The 17,351-nt window shown below is 38.6% G+C and carries 15 protein-coding genes; 9 read left to right on the forward strand and 6 right to left on the reverse strand.

The genetic code is table 11. The features are described from left to right. Window positions 1–130: 130 nt before the first annotated feature. Window positions 131–616: a transcriptional regulator ArgR gene (gene argR / locus QUE72_RS02540; protein ID WP_286271326.1), complete on the reverse strand. Its 486-nt coding sequence runs from the start codon at window positions 614–616 to the stop codon at window positions 131–133. Between the two features lie 301 nt (window positions 617–917). Between argR and mdh the strand changes: the two genes are divergently transcribed. Next, window positions 918–1,853 carry a malate dehydrogenase gene (gene mdh, locus QUE72_RS02545; protein ID WP_286271328.1) on the forward strand — a complete coding sequence of 312 codons (936 nt, stop codon included), beginning with the start codon at window positions 918–920 and terminating at the stop codon, window positions 1,851–1,853. 43 nt (window positions 1,854–1,896) lie between these two features. Here mdh and QUE72_RS02550 read toward each other — a convergent pair whose 3' ends face one another. Next, complete coding sequence (locus tag QUE72_RS02550; RefSeq protein ID WP_286271329.1) at window positions 1,897–2,700, reverse strand: UDP-2,3-diacylglucosamine diphosphatase; 804 nt, start codon at window positions 2,698–2,700, stop codon at window positions 1,897–1,899. A 116-nt stretch (window positions 2,701–2,816) separates the two neighbouring features. Beyond that, the gene (gene ispB, locus QUE72_RS02555) at window positions 2,817–3,788 is read right to left on the reverse strand and encodes an octaprenyl diphosphate synthase (RefSeq protein WP_286271330.1); all 972 of its coding nucleotides are present in this window, start codon (window positions 3,786–3,788) and stop codon (window positions 2,817–2,819) included. A 233-nt stretch (window positions 3,789–4,021) separates the two neighbouring features. Between ispB and rplU the strand changes: the two genes are divergently transcribed. The 4 genes from rplU to QUE72_RS02575 all read left to right on the forward strand — a co-directional run bounded on the left by rplU (window position 4,022) and on the right by QUE72_RS02575 (window position 7,914). Then, entirely contained in the window at window positions 4,022–4,333 is a 312-nt protein-coding gene (rplU, locus tag QUE72_RS02560) for a 50S ribosomal protein L21 (RefSeq protein ID WP_286271331.1), read from the forward strand. A gap of 17 nt (window positions 4,334–4,350) precedes the next feature. After that, entirely contained in the window at window positions 4,351–4,608 is a 258-nt protein-coding gene (gene rpmA / locus QUE72_RS02565; RefSeq protein WP_074498721.1) for a 50S ribosomal protein L27, read from the forward strand. Window positions 4,609–4,731: 123 nt separating this feature from the next. Next, window positions 4,732–5,892 (forward strand): Obg family GTPase CgtA, encoded by a 1,161-nt coding sequence (gene cgtA / locus QUE72_RS02570; RefSeq protein WP_286271334.1) that lies wholly within the window; start codon window positions 4,732–4,734, stop codon window positions 5,890–5,892. A gap of 324 nt (window positions 5,893–6,216) precedes the next feature. Continuing rightward, entirely contained in the window at window positions 6,217–7,914 is a 1,698-nt protein-coding gene (locus QUE72_RS02575) for a M20/M25/M40 family metallo-hydrolase (protein WP_286271335.1), read from the forward strand. A gap of 555 nt (window positions 7,915–8,469) precedes the next feature. Here QUE72_RS02575 and QUE72_RS02580 read toward each other — a convergent pair. Continuing rightward, entirely contained in the window at window positions 8,470–9,546 is a 1,077-nt protein-coding gene (locus QUE72_RS02580) for a PepSY-associated TM helix domain-containing protein (protein WP_074498587.1), read from the reverse strand. 72 nt (window positions 9,547–9,618) lie between these two features. Then, complete coding sequence (locus QUE72_RS02585; protein WP_286271336.1) at window positions 9,619–11,754, reverse strand: TonB-dependent receptor; 2,136 nt, start codon at window positions 11,752–11,754, stop codon at window positions 9,619–9,621. A 192-nt stretch (window positions 11,755–11,946) separates the two neighbouring features. Here QUE72_RS02585 and folA point away from each other — a divergent pair, with 192 nt between their 5' ends. The 4 genes from folA (at window position 11,947) to QUE72_RS02605 (ending at window position 15,029) form a co-directional block, all read left to right on the forward strand. Then, window positions 11,947–12,432 (forward strand): type 3 dihydrofolate reductase, encoded by a 486-nt coding sequence (gene folA, locus QUE72_RS02590; protein ID WP_286272940.1) that lies wholly within the window; start codon window positions 11,947–11,949, stop codon window positions 12,430–12,432. A 421-nt stretch (window positions 12,433–12,853) separates the two neighbouring features. Continuing rightward, a complete protein-coding gene (locus QUE72_RS02595; protein WP_286271337.1) occupies window positions 12,854–13,489 on the forward strand; it encodes a hypothetical protein in 636 nt (211 codons plus the stop codon). After that, a complete protein-coding gene (locus QUE72_RS02600; protein WP_286271338.1) occupies window positions 13,489–13,695 on the forward strand; it encodes a helix-turn-helix domain-containing protein in 207 nt (68 codons plus the stop codon). Before QUE72_RS02595 ends, QUE72_RS02600 begins: the two co-directional genes overlap by 1 nt. 2 nt (window positions 13,696–13,697) lie before the next feature. Beyond that, window positions 13,698–15,029: a serine hydrolase domain-containing protein gene (locus tag QUE72_RS02605; protein ID WP_286271339.1), complete on the forward strand. Its 1,332-nt coding sequence runs from the start codon at window positions 13,698–13,700 to the stop codon at window positions 15,027–15,029. 192 nt (window positions 15,030–15,221) lie between these two features. On the opposite strand, the gene QUE72_RS02610 is transcribed toward QUE72_RS02605, so the two are convergent. Then, the gene (locus tag QUE72_RS02610) at window positions 15,222–17,240 is read right to left on the reverse strand and encodes a methyl-accepting chemotaxis protein (RefSeq protein WP_286271340.1); all 2,019 of its coding nucleotides are present in this window, start codon (window positions 17,238–17,240) and stop codon (window positions 15,222–15,224) included. Window positions 17,241–17,351 lie beyond the last annotated feature (111 nt).

Raw genomic sequence — 17,351 nt, forward strand, 5'->3', positions numbered from 1 at the left:
CATAATGTAAAAGTGTTTATATTTCATTTGCCTAAGTAAAAATTTTTTATTTAGGGTAACACCGCTGTAAAAAAAACTGACAGCCTTACTTAACTATGATGTCAATGTTCTTATTAATTCATAGTGATCATTAGCTATTTAATGTGGAGTTTTTCGAAAATAGTTCTTCTAATCGTACTAACGTTTGTTTGATTTCTTTTACGCTTGTCGGGGCAATAAAAATAGTATCATCACCAGCGATAGTACCTAAAACACCGTCAGCTTTACTTAAACTATCTAATAAACGCGCGATTAATTGCGCGGCACCTGGGCTAGTACGAATGATGATCATCATTTCATTATGTTCAATATCAATGACTAACTGACGAAGTGGGCTTTTTGCAGTAGGGACACCTAACTCAGCAGGCAAACAATATACCATGTCTTGGCGAGCGTTACGGGTGCGAACAGCACCAAACTTACTCAACATTCTAGAGACTTTTGATTGACTAATGTTATCAAAACCTTGTGCTTTTAAGGCTTCAACAATGTCGCTTTGCGAACCAAACTGTTCTTGTTTGAGTAAGTCTTTAAAGGCGGTGACCAATACTTCTTGTTTTTGTTGTACCGTTGTCATAAAAATATTCTTCTTAATTACCACTAAAGTAAGTTGAGTTAATACTACGTATTATACCGTTATCCGGATTATACGCTATCCTTGTAGGTCATTACAGATGAGCAAGTAAGTTTACATGTGTTGATGGCTGACAAATTGTTAATGGTGTTTTATTGAATATTATCGACGACATTTACTTTGTATAAAGTATAAACAGTCTGATAGCACCAGGGCTAATTATTAAACATTGTTTTTTGGGAGCTAATGCTTTATCTTTTGGCAACCAAATTTTACGTAAATACTCAAATTTCGGAGAATTCCAATGAAAGTAGCTGTTCTAGGCGCAGCTGGCGGTATCGGCCAAGCGTTATCTTTATTATTAAAAACTCAATTACCAGCCGGCTCTGACTTAGCATTATACGATGTTGCACCTGTTGTTCCTGGTGTGGCTGTTGATTTAAGTCACATCCCAACAGCTGTAACGGTTAAAGGTTATGGTGCAGATGATTTATCAGCAGCATTAACAGGCGCTGATATTGTTATTATTCCAGCAGGTATGCCTCGTAAGCCAGGTATGGATCGCGCTGATTTATTTAACGTAAATGCTGGCATTATTAAAACATTAGCTGAAGGTATTGTTGCAAATTGCCCTAAAGCGCTAGTAGGTGTAATTACTAACCCTGTTAATGGCACTGTACCTATTGTGGCTGAAGTCTTTAAAAAAGCAGGTACTTATGAAGCTAACCGCGTATTTGGTGTAACAACGCTAGATGTAATTCGTTCAGAAGCTTTTATTGCTGAATTAAAAGGCTTAAATGTTATCGATGTGAAAGTGCCTGTTATCGGTGGGCACTCTGGTACGACAATTTTACCGCTTCTTTCGCAAGTTGAAGGCGTAACTTTTTCTGATGATGAAGTAGCATCATTAACACCTCGCATTCAAAATGCAGGTACAGAAGTGGTAAATGCTAAAGCGGGTGGTGGTTCTGCAACGTTATCTATGGGCGCAGCAGCTGCACGTTTTACGTTATCGCTTGTGAAAGGTTTAAAAGGCGAAAGTGTTGTAGATTATGCGTATGTATCTGTTGAAAATGGCGATGCAGCTTACTTTGCGCACCCTGTTCGCTTAGGTAAAAATGGCGTTGAAGAAATTTTACCTTACGGCGAGCTAAGTGCCTTTGAACAACAAGCTAAAGAAGATATGCTAGCAACATTGAACAAAGATATTCAAGAAGGTATCGACTTCATCAACGGCTAATATTGCGTTTTTGATCATAAAAGCCTGAGTAATGCTCAGGCTTTTATGCCACACGTTTTATTTTCGCAAGATCAATCATTTGCGCGGTTTGTACTGTTTCCGACCAATGAGTGACGGCTAAGGTACCATGATAATCCTCGGCAATAAAAGTGCAGCTTTCAATCCAGTCACCATCATTGCAATATAAAATTCCGTCTTTTTCTTTGATATTGGCATGATGAATATGGCCGCAAATTACCCCATCGAGCTGCTGCTTTTTCGCGAGATCAATGGCGGCATCTTCAAAGGTTTCTATCGCCTTTTTAGCTTTTTTAATACGAACTTTTAGATACTTAGCAAAAGACCAGTAGCCATAACCGAATTTTTTTCGAATAATGTTGGTCCAACGATTTAAAAACAATAAAAAATCATAAGCACTATCACCAATGTATTTATTGATGCGGCTAAAGCGAACAACACTATCGAGCTCATCGCCATGAATGATCAATAATTTTCGTTTATCGACAGTTTCATGAATATACGAACGATGAACTTCTATATTGCCAAAAATATGTCCAGAGAATTCTCTAAAGTTAATGTCATGATTGCCGGGAACATAAATAACGCGGCATTGGTGCTTTGCCATCGTCATTAGCTTACTGATGACCTTATTATGCTGTTCTGGCCAATAGAGTCGACGAGAAAGTGACCATACGTCAATGATATCTCCGACTAAAAAGAGTGTTTCACACTCAAGTCGATCTAAAAATTGCAATAAATATTCTGCTTTACAGTCTTTGTAGCCTAAATGAATGTCTGAAATCCAAACCGTACGAGTGACAATTTTTTCTGGCAATTGAGAAGTCATAGTGATCACCTTTTATAAGTGTCATTACAGCATAAAAAGCGAAGGTTTCAGTTAAGCGACAGAAAAATGAAGGAAATTTTACAGTGTGGGTATTACACCACACTGATTGGTATAATTTAGTGGCGTCTATTGGCTGCAATATGTGTTAATGCTATTAATGCTTGTTTATATTGAGATTCAGGCAATACAGATAATGCATTAATGGCTTTATCAGCTTCTAGTTCAGCGATTTTCTGTGTATATCTAAGCGAACCAGTGTCTTCCATTGCCTGTAATATGGCATCAAGGTTATCCATTCCGTTACAATGTTCAATGGCATCTCTAATGAGTTGTCTTTGTTCTGCTGTGCCGTTATTCATGGCATAAATAAGGGGTAAGGTGGGCTTTCCTTCGGCGAGATCGTCACCAACATTTTTACCCATTTCTTTAGCATCAGCTGTGTAGTCCATAATGTCATCAACGAGCTGAAATGCAGTACCTAAATATTTACCGTACTCTTGCATCGCTTTTTCTATATGTTTTGGTTGCTCAGAAACAACCGCAGCTAAACGTGTTGCTGCCTCAAAAAGTTTTGCTGTTTTACAATAAATGACCTGCATATAACTTTCTTCGGAAGTATCAGGGTCATTGCAATTCATTAATTGTAATACTTCCCCTTCGGCAACAATATTCGTTGCATCTGACAATACGTCCATAATATGCATGTTATTGAGTTTGGTCATCATTTGAAAAGAGCGAGTATATAAAAAGTCGCCAACTAGAACGCTGGCACTATTACCAAACAAGGCATTGGCTGTTTCTCTACCGCGGCGTAATGCTGATTCATCTACTACATCGTCATGTAATAATGTGGCAGTGTGGATAAATTCAATAATGGCGGCAATATCGATATGTTGGCTCGATTGGTTAGCTAATGCTCTTGCGGCTAACACGGTTAACATTGGGCGCATGCGTTTGCCGCCGGCATTAACGATATACACACCAAGTTGATTAATTAACACGACATCTGATTGTAACTGCTGATAAATTAAATCATTTACCGCGTCCATGTCTTGTTGTGCGAGTGCTTGAATTTGTTGAAGATCCATAAGAAAAAATGACTAGTATGTCTTATAAAAGCGTTACGTTATTTAATGACGCCAAGTTTACACTAAAATAGGCAATAAAGAAGGGGGATATTAGTATCATCACTAATTAGTCAAAAAAGTGTAAAATAGCGTATAAATATACTTGCGATAATTTTTGTCTTGGCGTAGAATTCGCGCCCTATATTTTTAAATTTATGCGTCATACCCTTGATAGGCGCAGTTCGGAGTAGCAAATGTACGCGGTATTCCAAAGCGGTGGTAAGCAGCACCGTGTTTCTGAAGGACAAACAGTTCGCTTAGAAAAGCTTGAACTAGAAGTAGGTGCTTCAGTAGATTTCGATAACGTTTTAATGATCGCTGATGGCGAGAATGTGAATGTAGGTGCACCTTACATTTCAGGCGGCAAGGTAACAGCAGAAGTTGTTTCACAAGGTCGTGGAGATAAAGTTAAAATTGTTAAGTTTAAACGTCGTAAGCATTCACGTAAGCAGCAGGGCCATCGCCAATGGTTCACTGAAGTGAAAATTACTGGTATTAACGGCTAATTTAGGAGCATTCTAACATGGCACATAAGAAGGCAGCAGGTAGTACCAAAAATGGTCGCGATTCAGAAAGTAAACGCTTAGGTGTTAAACGTTTTGGTGGCGAAACTGTTTTAGCAGGTAACATTATTGTTCGTCAACGTGGTACTCGATTCCACGCTGGTGACAACATGGGTATCGGTAAAGATCACACTTTATTTGCTTTATCAGACGGTAAAGTACAGTTTGAAGTAAAAGGTCCTAAAAACCGCAAATTTGTAAGCATTATCGCTGAATAATCAGGTTTACTTATTTGAAAAAGCCCTGCTGAATTAGCGGGGCTTTTTTTATGCAACGAGTAAAATCATTATTTGGTATTATACTGAGTACATGCAATTAGCATTGGAGTAACGAAAACCCTCATGAAATTTGTCGACGAATCAGAAATCCGTGTAGAAGCAGGTGATGGTGGTAATGGTTGTGTCAGCTTCCGCAGAGAAAAGTATGTAGAATTTGGTGGCCCGAATGGCGGCGATGGCGGCGATGGCGGCGATGTTTATTTGATCGCAGATGAAAATTTGAACACACTCATTGATTACCAATTTGAACGTTTTCACCGTGCGCAACGTGGAGAAAATGGTAAAAGCCGCGATATGACCGGAAAGCGGGGGGAAGACTTAGTATTGAAAGTACCCGTTGGCACGCGTGCTGTTGATGTTGATACCGAGGAACAACTAGGTGATTTAACAAAACATAAACAAAAGCTTATGGTTGCCAAAGGTGGTTGGCATGGGTTAGGTAATTCACGCTTCAAAAGCAGCACTAACCGCGCGCCTCGCCAGAAAACGGATGGTACCGCAGGTGAAATACGTAACTTAAAGCTAGAGTTATTACTGTTAGCGGACGTTGGTTTATTAGGGTTACCGAATGCTGGTAAATCTACGTTAATTCGTAGTGTTTCAGCCGCAAAACCTAAAGTAGCAGACTATCCGTTTACAACACTTGTCCCTAATTTAGGTGTGGTGCGGTTAAATGCCCAACGTAGTTTCGTTATTGCAGATATTCCTGGCTTAATCGAAGGTGCGGCCGATGGAGCAGGTTTAGGTACTCAATTTTTAAAACATTTAGAACGTTGTCGTGTTTTACTGCACGTTGTTGATGTAATGCCCGTTGATGGATCTGATCCACTTGAAAATGCTAACACAATTATTCAAGAGCTTGAAAAGCATTCTGATAAATTGGCTGGCAAGCCGCGCTGGTTAGTATTGAATAAGCTAGATCTGATGCTTGAAGAAGAAGCAAAAGAAGTCACTGAGCGTATTGTTAATGGCTTAGATTGGCAAGATAAAGTGTTTGAAATATCGGCCTTTAATAAGCAGGGTACTGAAGAGTTATGCCAAGCATTAATGAGCTTTATTGAGACTTTACCTGGCGAAATCGAAGAAGAAGTGCCAGAAGATAAAGCCGTTGAGTTTAAATGGGATACTTATCATCAAGAAGCACTTGATGATGTTGAAGACGATCTTGACGATGAAGATTGGGACGAAGACGATTACGATGTAGAAGTAGAATATCGACGTTAGATATATCTATTGGCGTTAATATAAAGCGGACTTATGCTTAATGCCGATCAGTTAAACATATGTTTGCTTGATCGATCGAACATGCAAAATCCGTAATCAGGTAACTGATTACGGATTTTTTGTGGACATTGAACAAGCACTGCATACCTATCTAACCTGAGCTCGGGTTATTTACTTTTTTGATAGGTTTACCTTGTATTCAAAATAAAGGAAAACGTTGAACATCTCAGATAATTGTTAACTAAACGCATATCTGCTGTATCACCTAGGGATTCAGAGTAATGTGATCTTTGATAATAAAAATTAAATAATCAAAGGATTAACATGAAGAAAATAGCGTTGTCAGCTTTTTGTGCTGTTAATATGTTTAGCTTGTCTACTGTTGCTAATGATGACTTAGATATTGCGAACCAAATTCGTGCAGAAGGTTTTTATAACTCAGAAGTAATGCATACATTACAGTATTTGACCGATAATATAGGCCCTCGTTTGTCGGGCTCTCCTCAGATGAAAGCTGCTAACGATTGGACGTTAGAACAGCTAGAGCGTTGGGGATTAAAAAATGCTTATCTTGACCCGTTTGAATTTGGAAGAGGTTGGACGCATACATCAGCTTCAATAGATTTAGTATCTCCACGGAAAGTTTCATTTCATGGTATTCCGGTAGCGTGGACGCCGGGAACAAAAGGTGAAGTTACCGCAGAAGTTATCATGTTTGACGCCACTTCGATTGCTGATCTTAAAAAGTTTAAAGGTAAACTTCGCGGTAAAATACTGATGATGGGAGAAGGTCGTACTATAGGTGAACCTAAAAACACGGTTTTCAAGCGACATAAGTCTTCAGATTTAGGTAAACTAAAAGACTTTCCTGTAGATCGGCCTGCAAGTCATCGTTCTGATCGAGCACCACATAATCAAGAGCGTTATAAACAGCGTTATTTATTCAATAAGGAGTTGAATACCTTTCTAAAAGAAGAAGGTGCCGTAGGTGCAGTTTATCGAAGCTGGCGACAAGGTGGATTAGTTGGTATTTGGGGGAAATCTCATAAAGTTGGCAATACGTTTCCTATTCCTGCGATGGTTATCGAAGCAGAGCAATATAATTTGATTACTCGCTTAATGGATGACGGTGATACCCCTAAAATTACACTAAATGTAGATGCTAAATTCTATGATAATGATACGAATGCCTACAATACTATTGCTGAAATTCCGGGCACTTCTGATGATCCAAAAATTATCATGTTAGGTGGTCATTTAGATTCATGGCATGCAAGCGATGGCGCTGTTGATAATGGTGCTGGTGTTGCTGTAGCAATGGAAGCTGTTCGTATATTAAAAGCGCTTGATATTAAACCAAAGCATACGATTAGAATAGCTTTATGGTCAGGTGAAGAGCAAGGATTGTATGGCTCAAGAGCTTATGTTCAAGAACATTTTGCAACACGTCCTAAGCCGAAAGATAAAGTTGAAGCTGAGTTACCGCCATATTTGTGGAAAACTCCAGGCTGGCCTATTCAACCTAAAGAAGCCTATGATGACTTTTCCGTGTATTTTAACATGGATAACGGCAGTGGTAGGTTTCGTGGTATTTATACTGAGGGTAATGTTGCTGTAAAACCAATTTTTAGTCGTTGGTTTTCGCCGTATTCTGATTTAAGTACAGGAACCATAACAAATCGCTCCACTGGTGGCACAGATCACGAATCTTTTGATGATGTTGGGTTGCCAGGTTTTCAATTTATTCAAGATCCGTTAGATTATTCATCGCGACTACATCATACTCATATTGATTCTTTTGATCATGTAATTGAAGATGATATGAAACAAGCATCGGTGATAATGGCAGCATTTATTTATAAGGCTGCAATGCGTGATGAAGTACTACCACGTAAACCAATACCTGTTAAACCATCTATGCTTAAGTTGCAAAAAATGAAACAGAAAAGCGAAAAAGAGCGTAGAAAAAGAGAACGAAACGCATTAAGGGATATAGAGACACATAAATTGATTGAAAAATAGATATCGTCGAATGATACAGCACCTAAGATGGTAACTCCGTTTTAGGTGCTGTTTATCCAAGTTAAGTTGTTCTGAACAGAGAAGGGGATATTTAATACCAATTCGCATAAAGATTAATTCAGTTCAGAGCGATGTCAGAGGTGGGAGAATAAGCGAAACGTGTGCAGGTATAGTTGTTCTACATCAAACACGTTTTGCGCAATTATCGCGGCTCTAACACGCTCCCAAAGCGCGAGTTTAAACGCTTCATAGCCTGTGTTGTTGATTTTGAAAAAGGACGCTACAAGGATGTAGCTTATTAGAGAACGCAGGAGCACGTTCTCCTGAATAACCATTCTCTGCAATCAACGCCGTGCCTCTAAAGCGTTTAATTCTTGCTGAATGACCGAATATTTATGCGAATTGGTATAAGTCAGGTTTTTTATTCCTTTAAAAATTATGTTCATGCCAGCAGTATTAGCATGCAGCGAATGATCATCACCAAACGTTATTCATTTTGTCCTATCAGAAAAAGTGATTTACTAAAGGTAACATGAATAATGAGCCAAAAGCTTTTTAACCTCGAACATTTCTAATGTTGGGTTTTCTAGAAAAATATAAATAAAAGCCAGTAACCATAAAAAAGATAGGCGTTAAGCTAATAACTAACCAAAGTAACTTTATCGGCCAACCAATGAATTCACCGACATGGAAAGGGTACCTAAAGTTCCATACTTGTGTAACCCAATTGGCTCTACTTGCATCAAAGTATTCAATAGTTTCACCTGTACTTGGAACCGCCCAAACCCATGAATTTCCATGTGCTTCTGCCGGTTGTGTGTAACGTAAACGGATAGGTTCAGTTCGTTTTGAGGGAATATAAATACGGTAAAGTGACGCATGAGGAAATACCTTTTCCCCGCTTTTCAATGCTTGATTTATTTGCAAACGCGTTGTGTTGCTCTCACTGATGGTTGGTTTCTGTAATGTTTGTATTTCACCGACGAATAGCCCATTGAGTAAAGTTTGTATAGGGCCACTCCAGTGAAATGCCATGCCGGAAATAGCGATGAATACTAACGGTAGCAAAGCGATCACGCCTGTGACGTTATGCAATTGGGCATACTTTGTTTTAGCTTTTGCGTGCCACCGAACTTTCAATCGCTTTAAGGGTTTTTTGGGTTTAAACCATAAGTAAAAACCAAGGATTAATTGAACAACTAAACAGAGACTTGCAATTGACATAAACACTTTCAAAGGTTTATTTGCATTATCAATAGCTAACCAGCGATGAAAAGCCATTAAAAAACCGTAAAATGTTGAATAATAATCGTATTGATGAATCACTGATTGCGTTTGAGGGTCAACATTCATGTAAATACCACTTGCTAACCGAAATTGCCAAGGTGCGGAGGGGTCTTTAGGTAAAGTAATTAAGCTGACGTTAACCGTGTGTTGTTGTTCAATGGTAGCAATGAGTTGCTCAACGTTAATAGTTGTTGGGGGAGGGCTGATTGTCCACTGCGCAGGGAAAAGTGTACGTTGAATATCTTTTGCATAGAGTAATAGAGCACCAGAAATTGATAGCGTTAGCAGAAATATTGCGCTAATGAGTGCAAGTGTTAAATGTATTCGGCGTAGCAGTAATTTCATGGTTATTTGTTTTTACCTAAGAAATGTTTCCCCTGCTGAGTAAACATTGATGCTCAGCAGGGGAATGTTCACTTAAAACTGGTAGCTAACACCCATGGTTACAGTTGTACCTAGCCCCTTTAAGTTATAGCCATTGTAACTATATACTTGTGATCGCACAGGGTAGTAATCTTTATTTAATAAATTCTCTACACCCGCAAATAGCTGCCAATCACCGAGTTGATGATTGGCTGAAAGGTTTACTGTGAAGTAGCTATCAATAGGCCCTTGATCGCCAACCCATTCACCATTTTGTTGTTCAAACTTATCTCTATCAGCAACATAGAGTAAGGTAGCCAGCAGTTGTGTATCTTGATTTGGTTGCCAGTTAACTTGCAAGGTTGCTTTAGGAGAGCTTATTTGCTTACCCCCTAAGTGCTCCTTAGTAGCCGTATTTGTGCCTTCAACTTTACTGGCTGTCGCATTTAACTTCAACGTATCGCTGATATGATAACTTACCGTCGTTTCAAGGCCCCATATTTCTTGTGGTGCTCTTACTGGCATGTATACCCCAGTGACAGGGTCAAATTGGTTAGTTGTTCCTAATTCTGAAGTACTGCGATAAGCTGAAAATTCGATGCGAACATCGTCAAAGTTACTGGTAAAACCAAGCTCGTAATTGTCAATTACTGATGCTTCAGTACGAATATCTGCAATATCTGAAACAGTAGCTGTTCTTAGTAAACGACCAATATCAGAAATATCAGCACCTTGAGAATAACTTACAAAAGGTGAGAAGGCTTCGTGATAATTATATTTTATGGCGAAGTTATACGTTGTTGCATCGTAATTTAAGGTATCACCTTTTACTTGCATTGCTACTGAACATTGGCTGGGTGTTCGACACAACTTGAGCGTTTGGTAGTCATCAACCTGTAAATCAATGCTTTCGCTACGAATACCAGCCTTTACGATAATGTCGTTATTGAAGTGCCATTTAGATTGTAAGAAAAAGGCTTGGTTCTCCATATCCATTTCAGGTACCCACATACGGCCATCTAATAGAGGTTGTGATGTGATATCTTGCAACATATCCATGCCGTAAATAAAGGTAGCGGCGAGGTTTTCAAAATCAATTAGGGTATTAAACGTTACGCGCAAACCTTCTTTTTCAGACTTAATCATCGACTGTCCGCCGTCATAACCTTCATCTTGGTTAGCTAAATTTGATGAAAAGAAAAATACATTTTCGATGTCTTGCTTATAAGCATCAAACGTTAGTGCGGTATCAGCAAAAATATTGTCATCGGTATATTTCAACATAATGTTGTGATTACCGCGAGGTCCCTGTGGAGCACCGATTAAACGTTCACCGTTCGGTGATTTTATTGCATAAGTTTTTTCGCCAGTATTGATACTTCCAACCACATCGACTAAGTCCGTTTCTTGTTGTGATTCATAGTAGTTATAGGTCAGTTGAGCACTTTTCTCATCATCAAAATAGTAGTTAAACTTGGTAAAAAGATTTTCAGTAACGGCATCACTTAAACCGTATTTTAACCCTAAAATATCACCTTCAGCATCACGTTGAACGCCATTTTCTTCATAGCTTGCACTAAGTACATAGGCAAACTTATCTTGTTGGCCGTGGATATTTCCTGCTATACGGTGTCCTGCACTATCTTTAAGTTTAACGGCACTGAATCGGCTAGAAAGACTTATCTCACCAGCGAATGTTTTATCGGTTGCTGCTTTTTTAGTAATGTAATTGATGATACCGCCAGCGGCACCGTTACCAAAAATTGAAGTTGCACCTTTAATGACTTCAATTCGCTGGATAACTGAAGCATCAAGGGTTCTGATCCCTAAAGCGCCGTTTCTCAGTGGTGTAGATTGAGGCACGCCATCAATCATTACTAAAGGGTTTCTACCACGTAATGTTTGTGCAGAATTACTTGAAGTGCCTGTGCTAGGTGACATACCAGGAACAAGTGCTGCAAGAATGTCTTGTAACTCAGGCGTAATCTTCATTTGCTGTGCTATTTCTTGCTGTGAAATGATGGTTACAGTAGCAGGTACTTCATCAAGGCTTTCTTCAATGCGACTTCCCGTCACAATTACTCGTTCTATCGCGTTTTCATCAGTCTGTATGGATGCGTCATCGAATGCTATAGCTGAAGGAGAAATAAGAGCTGCGATCATTGTTAGTTGAAAAGGTAAGGTTTTCATGAAATTTGAGTGATTGTTAAAAATTTCGTGGATGATATTGCAAATCGTTATTATTTACAACCGCAAATAAGATTTTTAACGTTGTCTGCTTTCAAAGAAAGCGCAATGTATTGGCCGGAAAATACAGGGCTTTCTAGCTTGCTTATTCCATTTGCTGTAAAATTTATTGTCGCTTTTATTCTAAGGATTGATATGACTATTTTGTCTATGATTGTTGCGCATGCAGCTGACCGTGTTATTGGCAAAGATAATGATATGCCGTGGCACTTACCTGCTGATCTCGCTTATTTTAAAAAAAACACGCTTGGTAAGCCTGTGATTATGGGCAGAAAAACGTTTGAGTCGATAGGTCGACCATTACCGGGACGTTTAAATATTGTTATTTCTCGTGATCCCTCTTATGAAGCTGATGGGATCACTTCGGTGACTTCTATTGAGCAAGCACTAGATACGGCAAAGGGTGTTGAAGAAATAATGGTCATTGGCGGTGGCGCCATTTATCAACATTGTTTACCGAAAGCCGATCGTTTGTATGTTACTCATATAGATGGTCACATTGCTGGTGATACTCGTTTTCCTGAGTATGATAACGGTTGGCAAAAAGTGAGTAGCGAAACACGTGCACCAGATGATAAAAATGCCTATGCACTAGATTTCTGTGTTTATGAGAGACGTTAATTAAGTCACTAGGCGCTGTTGATCTTTCGAGATTAAATTTTGAACCCAAAGGGCAGCGTTTTTTGGTATTTATACGTCGTTATTGCTTTTTCATGTGGAATAACCACTCATTCATCGCAATGCCTTGTCTAAATACCAATAAACTGCTGCAAAAATAAACGCGAAAGATCAACAGGCCCTAAATATTTTATAGTTCCTGATTTTTCCATACTATGAATGGAAGAAGCTGGCATATCAAAAATACGTAATGGTTGTAAACACCATAATCGGCTTCTTTTTAATTAGTGGTTAATGATAGAGAGAAATTCATCAAAAAACCTAAGTAGGGTTATATAAATTATAATGCTATAAATAAATATTTTTACTTTATACGTAATTTGTATTATGTTTTACGTAATGCTTGGTTCTTTTCTGAGGTTATATGAACATAAAGTTAATACATTATATTTTTAAAGTGTGTTATTGGGTAACATGGGCAAGCTTAATTATTATCTGTCTTTGGCTTATTGGGATGATGATAGTTGGCGAACCTGTTGTTACTCGCTGGGACATTGTTATGCCAGAGACAGTTTCAGCGAAATCGCAGTTATTACAAATGCCTGATTCGGTAATTAAACTGTATCAAGGAGAAGTAACGACTTATTTTAGTTCTTATGTATTAATGTTTGTGCGTCTAGTTACAACAATAGTCACGGGAACACTTTGGATACTCTTTTTTAAACACTTACAATTGTTAATAGAACAAATTAGTATTCAAAATCCATTTAGCAATAACGCTATAAACGATATAAATTGGCTGAGAAGCTTGTCGCTGATTATACCTTTATGGCAATTGTTTCAGGCATATGTTTGGCCGTTGATTTTAATTAATCATTTATCTATTGATAGATTTTCCCCCCTCCCTATCTTCAGTATAAAAAATCAAATCGGAGAAACCTTATTTATCCAGCCTGCTATTGATTATGGTTTATTACTTGCGGGAATTTTTTTCTATTTACTTCTTTATGTCTTTAACTATGGTAATGAATTACAAGCTGATAGCGACGAGGTGATTTGATGGCAATTATTGTACGCATAGACGTCATCATGGCTCAACGGAAGATGTCGTTGAAAGAGCTCTCGAAAAAAGTCGGTATTTCTAGCACTAACTTGTCATTACTTAAGAATGGTCATGCAAGGGGGATTCGTTTTAATACATTGGATGCAATTTGTGAAGCTTTAGAATGCCAGCCTGCTGACATCATAGAATATCAAGAGGATTAACGATGAAAAATTTTACATTAACATTATTAATTTCAGTAATAACGCTTTTGCTTTGTGCATGTATGTCTGAAAAATTGGCTGATCAAGAAAAGATCGCCGATGAAATAAAAAAATCGATTGACGATGCGATAAGGCTTAAACACCGCCCAAGTATTGTCATTGGTTTGCATAATCAACATGGGGAGTTTTATTATGCAAAAGGTAAGAAAAGTATAGATGCTGAACAGGTTATTGATAGCAAAACACAATTTGGTATAGGTTCAGTGACTAAACTGTTTACTACTACCTTAATGTCGAAAATGGTAAATGAGCATGAAGGCTTAACAATAGATACCTCCGCAAAAGACATAACGGATGTAACAACTAGTATGGTCACTTTAAAAGAATTGGCTTTGCATAAAGGTGGCTTAGCTAAAACTATTCCTGTCGATGTTTTACAAGCGAATGTGCGAGAGCAACTATTGAATTTATTACCAGCTAAAGGAGTGTTAAAAAGTCAGTATTCAAATATTGGTATGGCTGTTTTAGGGCAGCTGCTTTCGACCTATGAGCAAAAAACGCTCGATAGGTTAATGCAGAACTATATCACCAAGCCTTGGCAACTTGACTCGGTCTCTTATCTTCCTGAACCTCAACAATTAGCACATTCTCATTTAAACATGCAAGATATTAGTGAGCAGAAAATAAATACTCCTACGGTTGCCTACGGAGCTGGGGGATTATACGCAAATGCAGAAGATTTATTAGCGTTTGTCGTGAAGCATATGCAAGCAGGTGTGGCTGATAAAGATAATTGGGCTAGTGCTCTCTTTGGACAAAACTTCAGTTATGAAACGCCTTTAGGTTGGAAACATCATGATAGTCGTAACGGTAGAGTTTATTATCACGGAGGTGATGGTAATGGCTATCAAGCCTTTGTGGGATTTAACCCATCAAAAAAAGTGGCTGTAGTGCTATTAACCAATTCATCTGCTGATGATGATTTACAAAATTTAGCATTAGCGATTTTTGATGAAGCGGTTAGTGTCCCTGACTTCAGTTCTAATCCTGTAATACCTTTTGATATGGAAAAATTTCCTCCATTTATCGGTCAATATCACCTTGTTGATGAGCCGAATGGTAATGTTATTACCTTTGCACAGGAAAATGGCCAATTACTTTATATCGAAGAAACATCATCAGGTGAGCTGGTGAGAAAAACGCGATTATACTCTACCCATGATCACGTTTTGTTTATGAAAGAATTACCCATAGAAATTAATATATTGGGTTCGCATAATATATCGATGTCATTTGGCGGCGAAATTTACCCATTACAGCGAGTTAAACAGTAAAAAAACTCGTATGGTCGCAGTGATAACATTTGTCTCTGATAGATTTTGATGTATGGCGTGTGTCAATGTAAGTAAGAAGAGACACCACTGGCTTTGTAGAATGGATGTATCATTGTTAGGCTGAAGTGGGCTATGTGAACATAGCAAAAAAACGGCACCTTAGTAGGTGCCGTTTTATCAAATACATACCGATTACAATTTAAATTCTCTAACCGATTGCTGTAGTTCCTCGGCTAATTGGGCAACCTCACTACTTGATTGCGCGGTTTGCTGAGAGCCGGCTGTAGTTTGCTCAGCAATAGCAACGATAGATTCCAAGTTTTCACTGATTTCATGGGCAACAGTACTTTGCTCTTCAGCGGCACTGGCAATTTGCGAACTACGATCAAAAGCTTCATGTACGGCATGAGTAATAACTTCTAGCGCTTTTTCCGCTTCACCGCTTTGTACAACACATTCAGAGGCTTGTTTCTTACCTGTCTCCATCACAGATACTGCTTTCTCAGCACCGGTTTGTAGTACTTCAATCATGTTTTGAATTTCTTGGGTAGACTCTTGCGTTCTACTTGCTAATGTTCTTACTTCATCGGCAACAACAGCGAAACCACGACCTTGTTCACCAGCTCGTGCGGCTTCTATAGCTGCGTTTAACGCCAGCAAGTTGGTTTGCTCTGCTATTCCCCTAATTACATCAAGAATACCGCCAATTGAAGCGCTGTCTTGCTGTAGTTTGTTAATGACTTGCGAGGCGTCTTCTACTTCACTTGCTAACTGCTCGATGGTCATACGGTTGCGATTAGAAATACCTTTGATTCTTTCTGCCTCATCATCGGCTTGTTTGATTTCACCCAACGCATCATTGGCACTTGAAAGTACGCTTTGTGAGGTACTACTCATTTCTGTGGTTGCAGAAGCAGCTTGTTCAACCTGTGTGCGTTGTTCTTCAATGGCTGTTGTGCCTTGTGCTGTCACTGCTGATGTTTGTTCGGCTGCGGTTGCAAGTTGCGTAGAGCGACTCACGATACCCGTAATTAGGTTACGTAGGCTGTCAATGACGGTATTACAGTTGCGTGATAATGTTGCAAACTCATCTTTACCTGAATCATCAAGCTTCCGAGAAAGGTCGCCAGAGGCAACAATATTTAGCATATCATTAACGCGTGAAAGTGGGCGTGTGATACTGGTTAGCACGAAAAATGCGATACCAGCAGCTAAGGCTATTGATATTAGCATTATCATCCAGGTAACAGTTGTACCGGTAGAAACAGATTTTTCAACTAATACACCAGCTTCATTGGTGGTTTTGTTTGCTAGCTCAACTTGGGTGGCAAGTACACTTTTTGCTAAAGCAATGTTTTGATCTGCTGCTTCTAATTGAGCCGTTGCTTGTTCGCGGGCATCTAATTGTGCATTTTTGATGGTAAAAATACTTGAACTACCCAGCAAAAGATCGTCGAGGTGCTTTTCGATACTAAGTAACTCATCAGAAATCCCACCAGCATTATTTAAGGTAAGTTCGTTGCTAATTTCACGTATAACGCGTTTAGCATTTTCATAGCCAGTTAAAATTTGGCTTTCTACTAGTTCGGTTGCTTGGGTATTTTTTAGATCTCGATATTCAAACGATGAAGCAACAATTCCGTTTAGTTGAAATTCTAGTTGCTCCCCTAAAGAAACTGCTCGTTGTAATTTAGTGTCGGCTAAGTCATGATCGGCTAAATCGAGCATGAGCGTTGCAGCATCGTCAGCTTTTTCTTCAAGCACATCAATGGTATCTAATGCAATATTATATTGTTCTATTGCTGTTTTACGATTACTAAATACGGCATTGATATTTGATTCTACATTCGCGTGTATATCACTAATTTTCGCTAAATTAGCGAGTAATGCTTTTTCTTTACTAACGATGTTTTTTAATTTCTTATGTTCAGCGATAAACAATTGGTTGATAGTATTAAAACGTTCTAGGTTATCAGCTAAACCAGCTAATTCTGTTTGATAATAACCGCGTAACGTTAGGCCTCCTATTTGACTAAGCTCATTTGCAAGGGTTGTACTTGAGCTCAGCGTTGGGATAGCAAGCTCACTCTGTTTGAGTGTTGCTTGATGAATATTATTTAAATTACTTAAAGAGATAATACTTGTAAGAACGAGTAAAACAGCAATGATGGAAAATCCACCAATAATTTTTACTTTCACAGTCAAATTCATTGAGACCACCAATAGTTAATTTGGGTGTTGATACAAAAAGTAGGTATTTTATTTGTTATTTATGCCTATATCGGCACCTTGCCTACTTTCCTTAACAGCTAGTATAACAAG

This window comes from Thalassotalea hakodatensis, assembly GCF_030295995.1.
Classification (GTDB): domain Bacteria; phylum Pseudomonadota; class Gammaproteobacteria; order Enterobacterales; family Alteromonadaceae; genus Thalassotalea_C; species Thalassotalea_C hakodatensis.

What these genes read in the sequence shown, in the direction of transcription:
- rplU (WP_286271331.1), top strand. Translation starts at nt 4,022, where the DNA reads ATGTACGCGGTATTCCAAAGCGGTGGTAAGCAGCACCGTGTTTCTGAA.
- mdh (WP_286271328.1), top strand. Translation starts at nt 918, where the DNA reads ATGAAAGTAGCTGTTCTAGGCGCAGCTGGCGGTATCGGCCAAGCGTTA.
- QUE72_RS02595 (WP_286271337.1), top strand. Translation starts at nt 12,854, where the DNA reads ATGAACATAAAGTTAATACATTATATTTTTAAAGTGTGTTATTGGGTA.
- argR (WP_286271326.1), bottom strand. Translation starts at nt 616, where the DNA reads ATGACAACGGTACAACAAAAACAAGAAGTATTGGTCACCGCCTTTAAA.
- QUE72_RS02610 (WP_286271340.1), bottom strand. Translation starts at nt 17,240, where the DNA reads ATGAATTTGACTGTGAAAGTAAAAATTATTGGTGGATTTTCCATCATT.
- QUE72_RS02600 (WP_286271338.1), top strand. Translation starts at nt 13,489, where the DNA reads ATGGCAATTATTGTACGCATAGACGTCATCATGGCTCAACGGAAGATG.
- QUE72_RS02605 (WP_286271339.1), top strand. Translation starts at nt 13,698, where the DNA reads ATGAAAAATTTTACATTAACATTATTAATTTCAGTAATAACGCTTTTG.
- ispB (WP_286271330.1), bottom strand. Translation starts at nt 3,788, where the DNA reads ATGGATCTTCAACAAATTCAAGCACTCGCACAACAAGACATGGACGCG.
- folA (WP_286272940.1), top strand. Translation starts at nt 11,947, where the DNA reads ATGACTATTTTGTCTATGATTGTTGCGCATGCAGCTGACCGTGTTATT.
- rpmA (WP_074498721.1), top strand. Translation starts at nt 4,351, where the DNA reads ATGGCACATAAGAAGGCAGCAGGTAGTACCAAAAATGGTCGCGATTCA.
- QUE72_RS02585 (WP_286271336.1), bottom strand. Translation starts at nt 11,754, where the DNA reads ATGAAAACCTTACCTTTTCAACTAACAATGATCGCAGCTCTTATTTCT.
- QUE72_RS02550 (WP_286271329.1), bottom strand. Translation starts at nt 2,700, where the DNA reads ATGACTTCTCAATTGCCAGAAAAAATTGTCACTCGTACGGTTTGGATT.
- QUE72_RS02580 (WP_074498587.1), bottom strand. Translation starts at nt 9,546, where the DNA reads ATGAAATTACTGCTACGCCGAATACATTTAACACTTGCACTCATTAGC.
- QUE72_RS02575 (WP_286271335.1), top strand. Translation starts at nt 6,217, where the DNA reads ATGAAGAAAATAGCGTTGTCAGCTTTTTGTGCTGTTAATATGTTTAGC.
- cgtA (WP_286271334.1), top strand. Translation starts at nt 4,732, where the DNA reads ATGAAATTTGTCGACGAATCAGAAATCCGTGTAGAAGCAGGTGATGGT.